We start from the raw sequence: 15,049 nt of genomic DNA on the forward strand, positions 1-15,049 counted from the left end.
TCAGGGATTCAAGGTCAATGCGGCATCGGGAATCCGCAGGGCTGCCAGCGCGCCTCGGGCGGCGGCCAGCCCCGTCGCAAAAGCGGCCTGGAGCAGGTATCCCCCAGTCGGCGCCTCCCAGTCCAGCATCTCCCCCGCCACGAAGACGCCCGGCAGGCGCCTGAGCATGAGATGTCCATCCACCTCGCCGAAGGGAACGCCGCCTGCGGTGGAAATGGCCCTATCCAGGGATTTCGTCCCCGTCAGCGTCAGGGGCACGGACTTGATGAGCCTTGCCAGCGGCTCGGGCTCCAACGGCAGGTGCGGCGTTGATTCGCGAAGCAGGGCGGTGCCGAGGGGATTCAAGCCCGCCGCCTTGCGCAGGAAGGTGGAGGCGGACTGGCCCTTGCGGGGCCCGCTCAGGCGCTTCGTGAGGGTCTCAAGGGAGAGATCGGGCCGAAGGTCCAGAAACAGCGTGGCGCTGCCCTGCCGCTCGATGGCATTGCGCAGACGGCTCGAGAGGGCATAGACCGCGCCCCCTTCGAGACCCTCCGCCGTGACGATCGCTTCGCCCTTCACAATCGCACCCTCGAAGGTCAGGGCAATGCGCTTGAGGGGCTCGCCCTCGAAACGGCGCATCACATCGGACCAGGCAAGGGTGAATCCCATATTGGCCGGGCGTAGGGGGGTGACCGTGACGCTCTTGCTCTGGAGGATGCCCGTCCAGGCGCCGTCCGAGCCGAGCCGGGGCCAGCTCGCGCCGCCCAAGGCGAGGATCGTGGCGTCGGGTTTGGCTTTCACCGTCTCACCCCCGGGGACCGCGAACACCAGGGCTTCTGCCTCGTCCCAGCCCTGCCACGTGTGGCGGAGGGCAAACCGTACGCCGAGCCCCTCCAGGCGGGTCAGCCATGCCCGGAGCAGGGGCGAGGCCTTGAAAGCCTTGGGAAAAACCCGTCCGCTGGACCCGACGAAGGTTTCCTGGCCCAGACCTTCGCACCAGGAACGCAGATCCTCGGGGCGGAAAGCCTCGATCAGGGACTTCAGCGCGGGGGCGGCCTCGGCGTAGCGGGCAACGAATTGCCCGAACTCCTCGGAATGGGTCAGGTTCAGGCCTCCCCGGCCTGCCATGAGAAACTTGCGGCCGACCGAGGGCATCCGGTCGTAGACAGTCACCCCAACGCCTGCGCGGGCCAGGGTTTCCGCCGCGATCAGGCCGGCAGGGCCTCCGCCGACAACGGCGGCCTGAGAAGGGGTGGGAGGCAGGGACATGCGCTCAGCTGACGCGGAAAGGGGAATGGGAACCGTCTGGACCCTCACGCTGCATCATGGCATTCAGCGCATCGGATCATGGCTTTGCACATGACTGCCACAGGACCTTTTTTCAAGAGGAGCGGTGTCTCAAGCCGCCCCCGAGGGGAATGTCGATGCGTGTTCTTTTCATCTCGGCCCTGGTTGCCCTGGCTCTTTCGGGCTGCGCCGGCAATACGTCCCTCACGGGTGGGGATGCCGTTCTCGCCAGCTCCACGAGCGATGCGGCGGCAGCCGCCAGATTGATCTCCGCCTACCGGGCCTCCAAGGGCTTGAGCCCGGTGAGCGTCGACCCCAAGCTCAACGAGGCGGCGGAATACCAGGCTCGGGTGGTGGCGGCCGCGGGCAAGCTGAGCCACGGCAATTTCGCGAGCCGCATGGATAAGTTCGGCGTCATGGGCTACGCGGCGGAGAATCTCTCCGCAGGTTCCGACACGGTCGACGGCGTCATCGGCCGCTGGAAGGCTTCGCCCGGACACAATGTCAACCTGCTGATGCCTCAAGCCCGCAAGATCGGCCTCGCCCGCGCGGATGCCAACAATCGCTATGGGCGCTACTGGGCCCTCGTCCTCGGGCAATAGGCAGCGGGGCACAAAGGAGGCCCGTCGCGCGTTAGGGCAAAAGCTCCCACTTACGCACATCCCTCATGACACATCAGCAAATGCTCTCCTTCGCCATCGTCGCCGGGATGATGGCGCTCTTCGTCTGGGGGCGCTTCCGGTACGACCTCGTCGCCGTGATGGCGCTGCTGGCTGCCGTGCTCGTCGGCATCGTGCCGGCCGAGGAGGCCTTCTCGGGCTTCAGCGACGACATCGTCATTATTGTCGCCAGCGCCCTTCTCGTCAGCGCGGCGGTGGCGAAATCCGGTGTGCTGGAGGTGGCCCTCAACTGGGTGGGACCTTACCTGCGAAGCGAGCAGAGCCAAGTGATCACGCTGGTCGCGTCTGTGACGATCCTGTCCGCCTTCGTGAAGAATATCGGTGCGCTGGCGATGATGATCCCGGTTGCGTTCCAGATTGCGCGGCGGACGAAGACGCTCCCCTCCAGCTTTCTCATGCCCATGGCCTTCGGGTCTCTCCTGGGCGGCATCGTGACCCTGGTGGGCACCTCCCCCAACATCATCGTGTCTCGGGTGCGAGGCGAATTGCTGGGCGAGCCCTTCGACATGTTCGACTTCACGCCGGTGGGGGTCGGCATCGCACTGGCGGGCATGGTGTTCCTCGCCTTTGGCTATCGTCTTCTGCCCAAGGGCCGCAAGGGGGCCGCTTCCCTCGACGAGGCGCTCAACATCAAAGACTACGTCACCGAGGCGCGTGTCACGGCCGAGTCCGATGTTGTCGGGCAAACGGTCGCCGATCTGCACAAGCTCGCCAATGGCGAGGTCAAGGTGGCTGCCATCATTCGCAACGAGACCCGCAGTTCGAGTCCGCTGCCTGACATGACGATCCGCGAGAACGATCTTCTCATGCTGGAGGGTGAATCCGAGGCACTTGAGAGCACCGTGGCGCGTGCCGGTCTCAAGCTCACCCGTGAGCACCGTCTGCCTGAAATGGACGAGGCGAGCGATGAAATCGGCGTGATCGAGGCGATCGTCGGCCCGAATTCGGTGCTTGCCGGCCTGTCCGCCGCACGCATCGGTCTCTATGAGCGATTCGGCGTGAACCTGATCGCGGTGAGCCGCAGCGGTGAGCGGTTCAAGGAGCGCCTGCGCACCATCACCATGAGGGCGGGCGATGTCCTCGTGCTCCAGGGTAATCTCAAGAAGCTGCCCGATACCTTGCGCGATCTCGGTTGCCTTCCCCTGGCCGAGCGCGAGATCCGGCTCGGCAACGCACGCCGCAGTCTCCTGCCGGTGGCCATCCTCGGCGTCACCATGGTGCTCGTCGCGTTCAATCTGCTGCCCGTTTCCATAGCCTTCTTCGGTGCGGGCGTTCTGCTCGTTCTGTTCGGTTCGCTCACCCTGCGCGAGGCTTACGAGACGATCGAGTGGCCCATCATCGTCATGCTGGGCGCGCTCATTCCCGTCAGCGAATCCATACGAACCACGGGCGGAACGGATCTGATCGCGGGCTGGTTGTCGTCGGCGGCGAACATGCTGCCGCCTACCGGCGCTCTCGTGCTCATCATGGTGGCCGCCATGGCGGTGACGCCGTTCCTCAACAATGCGGCGACGGTGCTTGTGATGGCGCCCATCGCCGCGAGCTTCGCTACCCAGCTCGGTTTCAGGCCCGATGCTTTCCTGATGGCGGTGGCGATTGGCGCGGCCTGCGACTTCCTCACACCCATCGGGCACCAGTGCAACACGCTCGTGATGGGTCCCGGCGGCTATCGCTTCGGCGATTACTGGCGGCTCGGTCTGCCGCTCTCCATCATCGTGGTCGTGGTGGGAACACCGCTCATCATGTTCTTCTGGCCGCTCAGCTAGTACCTCGTGCGAAAAGATCGGATCCGCATTGTCGCTAACGTGTCCCCTCGGGCCGCACCGAACGATGCGCTATCCTGATGATGGAGCATCGGATCTGCCCCGCAAGTGCACATCCAATCCTGGGTTCGAACCTCCAGCGTATCGAAGGGCTCCGTCCCAGGAACCGGTGTCCGAGAGAGGCTCAGTGCAGGAAGGCGGTGAGGAGCAGGGTGGTGCCGGCGGCTGACGAGGCCAGGGCGATGATCATGGACCAGCAATGCAGCCGGTCCCGCTCCTCCTGGTTGAGCAGCGGGCGGATGCGAGAATCCGAGCGGCCGAAGATGAAGCTGGCATTGCGCCCGGGATGCGGGGTGTGGGGCATGATGCAGAAGCTCGACCGCACATGGCCGCGCGCCTGCCCGTAACCGGAATCGTCGGTGCCATAGGACGGCTGATGTGAGGTCTGCGGATTCATGCCTGACGCTTCCAGGGTCGTGTGATGCCCTTAAACTCGCGCTCAAGGCGTGAACGAGCCGTAAAGATCCGGAACAACCCACATCTTTCGTAAATCAAACCTTTCCGCGTCGCGTGCGCGCGGATCCGCAGGAGGGGCGGGAGGGCTGATCGGAGATCCATCACAGAAATCGGGTCGCGGACCATCGTGTCCCGTGCCAGGAGGGAGCCTTCTCATCCGGAACCGGCGCATGTCTCAGGCTCCCATTCAGAAAACCGTTGCAGCCTCGGATTGGGCGCTGCTAGGCCTCCTCTCCGTCGTCTGGGGTGGATCATTCCTGTTCGTCGGCGTGACGGTGCGGGAGCTGCCGCCCCTGACCATCGTGGCGCTGCGGGTCCTGCTCGCGGCGCTCGCATTGCAGGTCGTGCTGCGGGCCATGGGCATGCGCTTTCCCCGGGAGCGTCAGGTGTGGGCGGCCTTTTTCGGCATGGGCATCCTCAACAACGTCATTCCCTTCACCCTGATCGTCTGGGGGCAGAGCCACATCGCGAGCGGCCTTGCCTCCATCCTCAACGCGACGACGCCGCTCTTCACGGTCGTCGTGGCGCATTACTTCACCAGCGACGAGCGGTTGACGGGTTCGCGCCTGGGCGGGGTCATCGTCGGATTCGCCGGAGTTGCGGTGATGATCGGGGCCTCGACCCTGGCGTCGCTGAACGCCAGCGTACTGGCGCAGCTCGCGGTGCTGGGCGCGGCTTTATCCTATGCCCTCTCCGGCGTGTTCGGCCGCCGCTTCAAGACCCTGGGCATCCCGCCCTTGGCGGCCGCCGCCGGGCAGGTGACGGCCTCGAGCTGCATTCTCCTGCCGGTGAGCCTCATGATCGACCGGCCCTGGACCCTTTCCATGCCGAGTACCGGAGCGGTTCTGTCCCTTTTCGCGCTTGCGCTCGTCTCGACGGCCTTCGCGTATCTCATCTTCTTCCGCCTGCTCGCGCGGGCGGGGGCGACCAATGTCGGCCTCGTCACCTTCCTGATCCCCGTCAGCGCCATTCTCTTCGGTGTGCTGATCCTAGGGGAAACGCTGGAAACGCGGCACATGGCCGGCATGGCTCTGATCGCGGCAGGGCTCATGCTGATCGACGGCCGGCCTGTGGCTGCGATCGCCGGGCTGCTCAGCGCGAAGGCGCCGGCTCCGCGCGGAAGCGATTGAACATCATGTCCGGCGCGCTGGTGTTGTGGCGGGAGGGGACGAGCCGTCCCATCCAGGCATCGGTGGCCGTGGCATCGCGGAAATTCATGATCATCTCCTCGCGCCAGGAGCGGGCCTTTTCCTCCCGCACGGCGATGCGCGCCACATCCGCGTTGAACTCGGTCACGTACATGGAACGCAACGTCGCGAAGGGCGCGCCCGCGATCGCCTGGTCGAAGGCGACGTCGAGGGTCATGCGCTCCTCGTCGAGATCGGTGACCGTGACATGGGCCTTGCCGCCCTTGGCGAGGGTGAGCGTAAAGCGCATGGCCCGAGGGTCGAAGGCCACGTCCTGCAAGTTCGCCACGGGGCGCTGATCGAACTCCACCGGGCCGACGATGAAGGATGAGCCATAGGCGGTCCATTCCAGATGCTTCGGCGGCAGCGGCTTGATGCGCCAGTATCCGTCGCCCGGATAGAGGGCGATCACCTCTTCCGCCTTGCCTCCGTGCTTCTTCAAGAGCTGGAGCAGGTGGATGTCGCGCGAAACCTTGTCTGCGATGGTGACCGTGGCGTTGGAGGGGCGCCAGAACTCGCTGAAGGTCAGCCCCGTGATGCGGATCCGGTCATCCTCGTAGAGGGTGTGCATCACGGGATGCGGCTTCGTGGAGGTTTCCTCGGAGATGTCCTCGCAAGCGGTCCAGTCCGGCTCCCAACGGTCCTGGCGAAGGCTGCCTATATAGGCGGGGTGGACGGCCTCGATCCGGAAGCTCCTCACCGCGGGCGAGGCGAAGTTGATGGCCACGTTGTCCTTTTCGGCGCAGAGCACCGGCTCGCTCGTATTCGTGACCCGGACGGCCAGCCCGTCGAGGGTGGCGGCCTGCGCCATCGAGGCGAAACCCCAGAAGCCAAGGGCGAAAAGTCGGGAAAGCAATGCGCGCGCCATCAAACCGTCTCAAAAGATATCGAAGCCGTATGAGCCGCACAGATAGCCCGGCGAGCATTCCCCGTCGAGCGGCCTGTTGATAGGGCATGGCTGCCATCCTATCTCCGGGATTAGGGTTCATGGGAAGCCTGTGATAAAGTGCCTCGAAGCGGCAAGCTCGGCTGTCGGCAGCCTGTTGGTCCCGAACCCCTGACATGAAGGGTCTCCCTGAGTTCATCGATGATGCGCCTTGTTTTAAGCCTGTCGGACAATCCCGCCGTGACCTCGGTCGAGCGGGCGATCATGGAGTTTCGCAGCGCCCGCCCCGTCGTGGTCGACGGGCACGAGGGCAGCGCGCTCGTGGTCGGCGTCGAGGATCTGGACGAGGGCCGCAGCGCCGAGATCGAGGTCCTGGCCGGCGGCCACGCCCATCTCGTCCTTCCGCCGGCTCGCCTGCGCCGCTTGGGCCTCGAGAGGGACAGGCCTGGCCGCCTCGCCCTGCCCGTCGTGGAGCGGGAGCGGATCGAGGTTCTGGCCCTCAGGCTCGACGGGCGCATCGACGCGCCGGTCAGGCCCGCCGGTCCCCTCGACGAGGAGGCCCTTGAGCTCGCCCGTCTGTCCCTGGTCCTGCCCGCCGTGATCGTGGTGCCCCTCTCGGCAGGCATCGAGATCGACAAGTCCGTGGTGCGCGTCACGGGCGCCGCCATTCGCGACTACCGCCGCGCCAAGGCGGCGGATCTTTCCATCGTCAGCCGCGCTCCGGTGCCCCTCGAAGGGGCGCCCACGAGCGAGTTCGTGGTGTTTCGCGGCGGCGAGGGCCTGCGGGATCAGGTGGCGATCATCGTCGGAAGGCCCGATCTCTCCCAACCCGTGACGGTACGGCTCCACTCCGCGTGTCTGACAGGCGATCTGTTCGGCAGCCTGAAATGCGATTGCGGCGACCAGCTGCGCGGAACCGTTCAGTTCATGGCCGAGAACGAAGGCGGCATCCTGCTTTATCTCGATCAGGAGGGGCGCGGGAACGGCATCGCCAACAAGATCCGTGCCTACAAGCTCCAGTCCCAGGGCTACGACACCTACGAAGCCGACGAAGTCCTCGGCTTCGAGGCGGACCAGCGCCGGTTCGACTTTGCGGGCACCATGCTGAAGAAGCTCGGAGTGAGCGCGGTGCGTCTCATGACCAACAATCCGGAAAAGATCCGGGCCCTCTCCGAGGCGGGTCTTCAGGTGATCTCCGATCACCGCGTGCTGGGCCGGCCGACGGCGGAGAACGTGAGCTATCTCGCCGCCAAGCGGGATCGCGCGGGGCATTACATCGATCTGGAAGGGCTGCTGGCCTGCTCCAACAAGGATTGAATGCCGCGCGCGTCAGCCGGGATGTCCCCTTCCGGACGCATCACCGGGCAGGCATGCCGCTTTCGATGATCTTCGCCCAGAGCGACACGCCATAGGGTGTGGCCGCATCGTTGAAGTCGTAGGCGGGGTGATGCACGCCCGCCGTCTCCCCGTTGCCGAGGAAGACATAGGCCCCCGGGCGCTTCTCCAGCATGTAGGAGAAATCCTCGGCGCCCATTTCCGGCGGGAAGTTCGTCTGCACGGCGCCCTCGCCGGCGACGGCCTTCGCGACCGAGGCGACAAATTCGGTTTTCCCGGCGTCGTTCACCGTTACCGGATAGCCGCGTTTGTACTCGATGGAGGCGGTGGCCCCGAAGGTTGCGCAGGTGTTCTCCACGATGGCGCGGATCCGCGCCTCCGCCGCGTCGCGGGCAGCGGGCGAGAGCGTGCGCACGGTACCAAGCAGCATGGCCGTCTGCGGGATGACGTTGAAGGTATCGCCGGCCTTGATGGTGCAGACGGATACCACGACGGAATCCAGAGGGTCGATGCTGCGGGATGCCACGGATTGCAGGGCGGTGATCACATGAGCCGCCGTGACGATGGGGTCGATGCACTTGTGGGGATAGGCCGCATGCCCGCCCTTGCCTTCGATCGTGATCGTGAACCGGTCGGCCGCCGCCATGGTCGGGCCTGCGCGCATGGCGAAATGCCCGACGGGCACGCCCGGCCAGTTGTGCATGCCGTAGACCTCCTGGATGCCGAAGCGTTCCATGAGGCCGTCCCGGATCATCGCGTCGCCGCCGCCGCCGCCTTCTTCCGCGGGCTGGAAGATCACCACCGCCGTTCCGTCAAAGTTGCGGGTCTCGGCAAGGTATTTCGCAGCGCCCAGGAGCATGGCCGTGTGGCCGTCATGGCCGCAGGCATGCATCTTGCCGGGCACCTTGGATCTGTAGGGCAGGTCGGTCGCCTCCAGGATCGGCAGCGCGTCCATGTCGGCGCGCAGGCCGATGACCTTGCCGGACGAATCCGTCTTTCCCTTGATGACGCCGACGACGCCCGTGCGTCCGATTCCGGTCGCCACTTCGTCGCATCCGAAGCTCCTCAGCTTTTCGGCAACGATTCCGGCGGTGCGGTGAACGTCGTATCCGAGTTCGGGATTCTCGTGAAAATCCCGGCGCCATGCGGTGATCTCGTCGGCAAGATCGGCAACGCGGTTGATGATGGGCATGGGAGTTCCTTTGCAAGAATCGAACAGCCGCCAGCGAACCAGAGGCGGGGGGCACCGGTCAACTCGTTGGCAGGGCTCCGGGTGAGGCCCGTCTCAGCGCAGGCGGCGCAGAATGGCCTTCGGGCGTTTGGTGCGGAACTGCCCGCGCTCGACGGCCACGAAAACCAGCACCAGAACGACGAGTGCCGTGAACCACCAGACCTGGGCGGTGCCGATGCCGCAGGCGCCGAAGGCGAAGGCGGATGCGAAGGACGCCATGATGCCGGGGCCGAGGATGGGACGATGCCCTCCTGCGCCGAGGGCCGCCTGGGAGAGCAGCACGGCTCCGGACATGGCCCCCACGATGCCAAGCTCGTACCAGATCTCGAACAGGAGACTGAACGGGGCAGCATGGGGCAAGAGGCCGAACAGGCGTCCGCGCCAGGCCGTCTCGAGACCATGACCGGTCAGAAAGCGCAGGGGCTCCTTGAGCACGAGCGCCTGCCACATGTCGAGCGTTCCGGCCGCGGAACCGGCTCCGGCGAGTTCGGCAACCGGCTTCAGCAGGAAGGGCAGAACAGGTGCGGATATGAGAAGCCCTGCCATCAGGAAGCCGATCAGACGCGAGCCGGTCTGCGGGAGCGCCGCTGTCAGGGCAAAGGCAACGGCGCCGACAGCAAGGCCGATGAGGGGCAGGGGATCCGCCGTGAGGACGGTGCCTACGGCCACGGCCAGGGCAAGCGCCACGGCTTCCAGGTTCCGCCCGCGGGAATGGAGCCATGTCAGCGCGGGCCAGAGCAGCAGGACGAGAACCACCATCCCACGCTCCACCCCCAGCCCGTCGGGCTCGAGGCGGCCATCCTCCCGCAGGAGCATGACGGTTCCGATCAGGGCGGCAAGGCCCACCCCGACCGGGAGCAGATACAGGTTGGCCGAGCGCATCCGTTCCGGCAGGGCCAGATAGCCCGCCACGGCCATCAGGCCCATGGCGATGATGTTGAGGAGCCGTTCCGACGCCTGCGGCACGAAAGGGGTCCAGATCAGCGACAGGGCTGACCAGAGCACCAGAACGAACCCGGCGATACCCGCCCGCGAGGTCGCGATACCGATCGCCTTCTGCAAAGGGGTCTTCGCACTGCCGTCCAGAAAGGCCGCCATGCCGATGAGCGCCACGGCCAGGGGCGCCATCACCACCAGAGCCCGGCGGGTGAAGAGCGCGGCCAAGGGGATGGCGAACAGCAGAATCGCGAAACCGAGGCGCCGCAGCAGGGCGGCGGCGTCGGTGGATGGATGGGCCGTAGGGGAGGCGGAGCGAACCATCAGGCTAGCAATCGGCGGTTGTGCGATCAGGGAAGGGCCAAGCTAATGGACGAAGCCCGCAAAAGCTGTAGGTGTTGCGCAACACATCGCAACCCTTTGCGTGTGCCGCAGACGTCGCAGCGTCTAGGGCGGCCAGCTCGGCCGGGTTGCCGTCACGGATCGGCCAGGTCATCGAGGATCACCCCTCTGCCCGCGCAGGAAGTTGACGATGCCCGAAAAGTCGTCACCCTCGTGGCCCGCGCCGTTGAACAGCGCATAGAGCTGGGCCGCTTCCGCGCCGAGGGGGGTGGAGGCGCCGGAGGCGAGCGCCGCTTCCTGCGCGAGCTTGAGATCCTTCAGCATCAGGGCTGCCGCGAAACCAGGCTTGTAGCCGTTGTTGGCGGGCGAGGTCGGCACCGGTCCGGGCACGGGGCAATAGGTGGTCAGCGACCAGCACTGGCCAGAGGAGGTGGAGGCCACATCGAAGAGGGCCTGATGCGAGAGCCCGAGCTTTTCACCCAGCACGAAGGCTTCCGCCACGCCGATCATGGAGATGCCGAGGATCATGTTGTTGCAGATTTTTGCCGCCTGACCGGCGCCGGCCTGACCGCAATGGACGACTTTCTTGCCCATTCTGGAGAGGATGGGCTCCGCCCGGTCGAAGGCCTCCTTCGCACCGCCTGCCATGAAGGTCAGCGTCGCGCCCTTCGCGCCGCCGACGCCGCCGGAAACCGGTGCATCGAGGCTCAGGAGACCACGCTCCTGCTCGCCGGCCATCGCATGCGCCTTCCGGGCGCTTTCTACATCAATGGTGGAACAGTCGATCAGGAGCGAGCTGTCCTTCACGGACGGCAGAATGTCGGTCCAGACCGAGAGCACATGCTTGCCCGCCGGCAGCATGGTGATCACGATCTCCGCATTGCGTACGGCATCGGCCGCGGAGCCGGCGATGCTCAGCCCGTCGGCACGCGCCTGATCGCAGGAGGCGGGAGAAAGGTCGAAGCCCGTCACATCGTGCCCCGCTTTGACGAGATTCGCGGCCATGGGGCCGCCCATGTTGCCGAGGCCGACGAAGGCGATGTTGGTCATGATTGTCCTCCCGTTTTGTCGTGTGCGGATGTTCGTAAGAACCAGATGGAGCCCGCCGCCATCACGGCGGCGCTCGCTCCATGGAGCAGCAGATTGAGGACGGCATCGGATCCCCGCGCCACGCTCACGAGGATGATGTCGCCGATGGGAATCACGAGGGTCGCGGCCAGAATCAGGCCGAGCGTGCGCCGCGTCGCCATGACGGACAGGATCAGCAGATAAAGCCCGAACGCGAGATCGCGCAGGCCGATGGCGGGCAGGTAGCCGGAGGCTTCCCCGCCCGGTGCGGCAAGGCCGAAGAGAGCGGCTCCGGCGTGCGGGGCGACGAGAAAGAGGATCCCTAAGCCGATGAAGGCAACGCTCAGGATGCGCACGAGCCATGTGCTCGACGCGCCGTTCGAAAGCTCTCGCGTGCCTCCGGCACCCCTCATGGCCCGCGTGCCCTCCAGAGCGCGCCGGCCAGGCCGAAGCCGTAGAACCAGAGCATGAGGGAGCCGAACACCTTGTCGAGGGAAGGGTTCAGGTCGGGAAAGAACACGGCGAAGTGCGAGCCGACGGCCGCCATGATCAGCATGCCCGGAACGGCGACGAGCGCCATGGCGCCGGCAGCCTTCCGAGCGGGCACGTTCAGGATGCGGGGGGCCGACAGGCCGAGTAGCAGGCCCAATGCGGCTCCTGCAACGAAGTTGATTTGGAAGGGCCTGCGTCCCTCGAGAAAGAACCAGGGGCCCGCCAGCCAAAAAAGCGCGAAGATCGCTGCGGCGATGGAAAAGCCGAGGACGAGCGGTTTCAATGTGGGGATCATGCCTCCCGACCTCGTCCCGAGGAGCCGCGGAAAGCGGCGTCTCGAAGGATCCGCATGGCACCGGGGGCGCCCTCGTTCTTCGAGGCGGATTGCCGGCGCAATCCCTTCGGGGTGAGGGCGCGGAGGCCAAGCGTGCCGCTTGTCATCATCGGTTCCCGCGTCCCACGAGGTCCCGCGCCACGATCAGGCGCATGATCTCGTTCGTGCCCTCCAGGATCTGGTGCACGCGTAGGTCCCGCACGATCTTCTCGATGCCGTAATCCGCGAGGTAGCCGTAGCCGCCGTGAAGCTGGAGAGCGGCATTGGCGACCTCGAAGCCGGTATCGGTGGCCATGCGCTTGGCCATGGCGCAGAGCTTGGTTGCATCGAGAGCCTTGGCGTCGAGCGCGGAGGCCGCGCGCCATAGGAAAGTGCGCGCGCATTCGAGCTCGGTCGCCATGTCGGCGAGCTTGAACTGCAGCGCCTGGAAATCGGCGATGCGCCTGCCGAAGGCCTTGCGGTCGTTGGTGTAGGCCAGCGCCTTGTCGAGGGCGGCCTGCGCGCCGCCGAGCGAGCACGCGCCGATATTCAGGCGCCCGCCGTCGAGGCCGGACATGGCGATCTTGAAGCCCATGCCCTCGTCCGACAGGCGGTTGGCCAGGGGCACCCGCACATCCTCGAAAATCACGGCGGCGGTGGGCTGGGCATTCCAGCCCATCTTTCTTTCCTGCGCGCCGAAGGAGACCCCTTTCATGTCCTTTTCGATGATGAGCGTCGAAATCCCGGAAGGCCCTTCCTCGCCCGTGCGCACCATGGTGAGGTAAATATCGGACGTGCCGGCGCCCGAGATGAACTGCTTCACGCCGTTGACCACGTAATGATCGCCGTTCCGTACCGCCTTCGTCTTGAGTGCGGCTGCATCCGAACCCGATCCCGGCTCGGTGAGGCAATAGCTGCCGATGAGCTCCATGGTGCAGAGCTGCGGCAGGAAGCGGCTCCGCTGCTCCTCCGACCCGTAACGGTCGATCATCCACGCGACCATGTTGTGGATCGAGAGGAAGGCCGAGATGGCGGGGCATCCGGTGGCGAGCGCTTCGAAGATGAGCGCCGCGTCGAGCCGCGTCATGCCCGACCCGCCCACGTCGTCGCGGGTATAGATCGCGGCCATGCCGAGGGAGGCGGCCTCCCGCAGCACGTCGACGGGAAAATGCTTTGTCTCGTCCCATTCGAGGGCATGAGGCGCGAGGTTCTCCGCCGCGAAGGCGAGGGCCATGTCGCGGACGGCAATCTGGTCTTCGGTCAGAGAGAACTGGGTCATGGTCCTAAATCGGCATGATGTGGGCGCTCCGTGCACCCCGACTTTGGATCTAGAGCATCGGACCCGAAAGTGGACTTGCAGCTTCGGGTCCGATGCTTGCTCTCTCGCTGGCGCATCTTTCGGCGAAGCGGTCCCGGCTCGCCGGCGAAAGATGCGGCCACGAAAGACGGGATGCGGCTCCACGCATGCGCAAGCGTTCCGGCAAACGAGAAAACGGCCGGGAGGAGGTCCCGGCCGTCGTGATCGTTCTCAGCGCATCGTCGGAATGGAGAATTCCGCGCCTTCCTTGATGCCGGACGGCCAGCGCGAGGTGACCGTCTTCGTCTTGGTGTAGAAGCGCACCGCATCCGGGCCGTGCTGGTTGAGGTCGCCGAAGCCCGAGGCCTTCCAGCCGCCGAAGGTGTAGTAGGCGAGCGGCACGGGGATCGGCACGTTGACGCCGACCATGCCGACATTCACCTTGGAGGCGAAGTCGCGGGCGGCGTCGCCGTCGCGGGTGTAGATCGCGACGCCGTTGCCGTATTCGTGCTCGGAGGGCAGGCGCAGCGCCTCGTCGTAGTTCTTGGCGCGCACGACCGAGAGGACGGGGCCGAAGATCTCCTCCTTGTAGATGCGCATGTCGGGGCGCACCTCGTCGAAGAGGCAGCCGCCCATGTAGAAGCCGTTCTCGTAGCCCTGCATCTTGAAGTCACGGCCGTCGACCACGAGCTTCGCGCCTTCCTGCACGCCGAGATCGACGTAAGACCGCACCTTCTCCATGTGCGCCTTGGTCACGAGTGGGCCGAAATCGGCGGAGGGGTCGGTCGACGGGCCGACCTTCAGGTTCTCGACGCGCGGGATCAGCTTGTCCATCAGGGCGTCGGCGGTGGCCTTGCCGACCGGTACCGCGACGGAAACCGCCATGCAGCGCTCGCCCGCCGAGCCGTAGCCGGCGCCGATGAGCGCGTCCGCCGCCTGGTCGAGATCGGCGTCGGGCATGATGATCATGTGGTTCTTCGCGCCGCCGAAGCAGTGCGCGCGCTTGCCGTTGGCGGTGGCGCGGGAATAGACGTATTGCGCGATCGGCGAGGAGCCGACGAAGCCCACGGCCTTGATGTCCGGATCGTCGAGGATTGCGTCGACCGCTTCCTTGTCGCCGTTGACCACGTTGAGGATGCCGGCAGGAAGGCCCGCCTCGATCATGATTTCGGCGAGGCGCATCGGCACGCCCGGGTCGCGCTCGGAGGGCTTCAGGATGAAGGCGTTGCCGCAGGCGATGGCGGGCGCGAACTTCCACATCGGAATCATGGCGGGGAAGTTGAACGGCGTGATTCCGGCCACCACCCCCAGCGGCTGGCGGATGGAGTACATGTCGATGCCGGGGCCGGCGCCCTCGGTGAACTCGCCCTTCAGGAGGTGCGGGATGCCGCAGGCGAATTCCACCACCTCGACGCCGCGCTGGATGTCGCCTTTCGCGTCGGGAATGGTCTTGCCGTGCTCGCGGGCAAGGAGCTCAGCCAGCGAATCCGTTTCCTTGGCGATCAGCTCCAGGAACTTCATCATCACGCGGGCGCGGCGCTGCGGGTTGGTGGCGGCCCAGGCGGGCTGGGCGGCCTTGGCGTTCTCGACCGCTTGGCGCAGTTCGTCCCTGGAAGCCAGCGCGACCCGGCCGATCACCTCGCCGGTCATGGGCTGGAAGAATTCAGTGGTGCGGCCCGACTTCCCGGGAACCTGCTTGCCGCCGATGAAATGTCCGACTTCGCGCATGGCGTTTCT

The 15,049-nt window shown here is 65.9% G+C and carries 14 protein-coding genes; 4 read left to right on the top strand and 10 right to left on the bottom strand.

What is annotated here, in order from left to right:
- On the bottom strand, positions 1–1,248 hold the full coding sequence (locus GR328_RS16320; protein WP_160885589.1) for a BaiN/RdsA family NAD(P)/FAD-dependent oxidoreductase: 1,248 nt from the start codon (positions 1,246–1,248) through the stop codon (positions 1–3).
- Between the two features lie 155 nt (positions 1,249–1,403).
- Between GR328_RS16320 and GR328_RS16325 the strand changes: the two genes are divergently transcribed.
- Positions 1,404–1,868, top strand: coding sequence for a CAP domain-containing protein (locus tag GR328_RS16325; RefSeq protein ID WP_160885590.1), 465 nt, complete (start codon positions 1,404–1,406; stop codon positions 1,866–1,868).
- A gap of 65 nt (positions 1,869–1,933) precedes the next feature.
- Complete coding sequence (locus tag GR328_RS16330; RefSeq protein ID WP_160885591.1) at positions 1,934–3,712, top strand: SLC13 family permease; 1,779 nt, start codon at positions 1,934–1,936, stop codon at positions 3,710–3,712.
- A 181-nt stretch (positions 3,713–3,893) separates the two neighbouring features.
- Here GR328_RS16330 and GR328_RS16335 read toward each other — a convergent pair whose 3' ends face one another.
- Entirely contained in the window at positions 3,894–4,166 is a 273-nt protein-coding gene (locus GR328_RS16335; protein ID WP_160885592.1) for a hypothetical protein, read from the bottom strand.
- 229 nt (positions 4,167–4,395) lie between these two features.
- On the opposite strand from GR328_RS16335, the gene GR328_RS16340 reads away from it, so the two are divergent.
- Positions 4,396–5,355 (top strand): DMT family transporter, encoded by a 960-nt coding sequence (locus tag GR328_RS16340; RefSeq protein ID WP_160885593.1) that lies wholly within the window; start codon positions 4,396–4,398, stop codon positions 5,353–5,355.
- On the opposite strand, the gene GR328_RS16345 is transcribed toward GR328_RS16340, so the two are convergent.
- Positions 5,318–6,280 carry a hypothetical protein gene (locus GR328_RS16345; RefSeq protein ID WP_160885594.1) on the bottom strand — a complete coding sequence of 321 codons (963 nt, stop codon included), beginning with the start codon at positions 6,278–6,280 and terminating at the stop codon, positions 5,318–5,320. The genes GR328_RS16340 and GR328_RS16345 overlap by 38 nt on opposite strands.
- A 222-nt stretch (positions 6,281–6,502) precedes the next feature.
- Here GR328_RS16345 and ribA point away from each other — a divergent pair, with 222 nt between their 5' ends.
- Positions 6,503–7,615: a GTP cyclohydrolase II RibA gene (ribA, locus tag GR328_RS16350; protein ID WP_160885717.1), complete on the top strand. Its 1,113-nt coding sequence runs from the start codon at positions 6,503–6,505 to the stop codon at positions 7,613–7,615.
- Positions 7,616–7,655: 40 nt separating this feature from the next.
- Here ribA and GR328_RS16355 read toward each other — a convergent pair whose 3' ends face one another.
- From GR328_RS16355 to GR328_RS16385, 7 genes are all read right to left on the bottom strand, one after another.
- On the bottom strand, positions 7,656–8,825 hold the full coding sequence (locus tag GR328_RS16355) for a M20 aminoacylase family protein (protein WP_160885595.1): 1,170 nt from the start codon (positions 8,823–8,825) through the stop codon (positions 7,656–7,658).
- 93 nt (positions 8,826–8,918) lie between these two features.
- A complete protein-coding gene (locus tag GR328_RS16360; protein ID WP_160885596.1) occupies positions 8,919–10,124 on the bottom strand; it encodes a peptide ABC transporter permease in 1,206 nt (401 codons plus the stop codon).
- Positions 10,125–10,292: 168 nt separating this feature from the next.
- Entirely contained in the window at positions 10,293–11,192 is a 900-nt protein-coding gene (mmsB, locus tag GR328_RS16365; RefSeq protein WP_160885597.1) for a 3-hydroxyisobutyrate dehydrogenase, read from the bottom strand.
- On the bottom strand, positions 11,189–11,623 hold the full coding sequence (locus GR328_RS16370; protein WP_160885598.1) for a DUF4267 domain-containing protein: 435 nt from the start codon (positions 11,621–11,623) through the stop codon (positions 11,189–11,191). The genes mmsB and GR328_RS16370 overlap by 4 nt, the downstream gene beginning before the upstream one ends.
- A complete protein-coding gene (locus GR328_RS16375) occupies positions 11,620–11,985 on the bottom strand; it encodes a DUF5367 family protein (RefSeq protein WP_205790064.1) in 366 nt (121 codons plus the stop codon). The genes GR328_RS16370 and GR328_RS16375 overlap by 4 nt, the downstream gene beginning before the upstream one ends.
- 157 nt (positions 11,986–12,142) lie before the next feature.
- The gene (locus tag GR328_RS16380) at positions 12,143–13,294 is read right to left on the bottom strand and encodes an isobutyryl-CoA dehydrogenase (protein WP_160885600.1); all 1,152 of its coding nucleotides are present in this window, start codon (positions 13,292–13,294) and stop codon (positions 12,143–12,145) included.
- Between the two features lie 249 nt (positions 13,295–13,543).
- Positions 13,544–15,040 carry a CoA-acylating methylmalonate-semialdehyde dehydrogenase gene (locus tag GR328_RS16385; protein ID WP_160885601.1) on the bottom strand — a complete coding sequence of 499 codons (1,497 nt, stop codon included), beginning with the start codon at positions 15,038–15,040 and terminating at the stop codon, positions 13,544–13,546.
- Positions 15,041–15,049: the final 9 nt, after the last annotated feature.

Source organism: Microvirga makkahensis, assembly GCF_009830105.1.
In the GTDB taxonomy this organism is placed as follows: domain Bacteria; phylum Pseudomonadota; class Alphaproteobacteria; order Rhizobiales; family Beijerinckiaceae; genus Microvirga; species Microvirga makkahensis.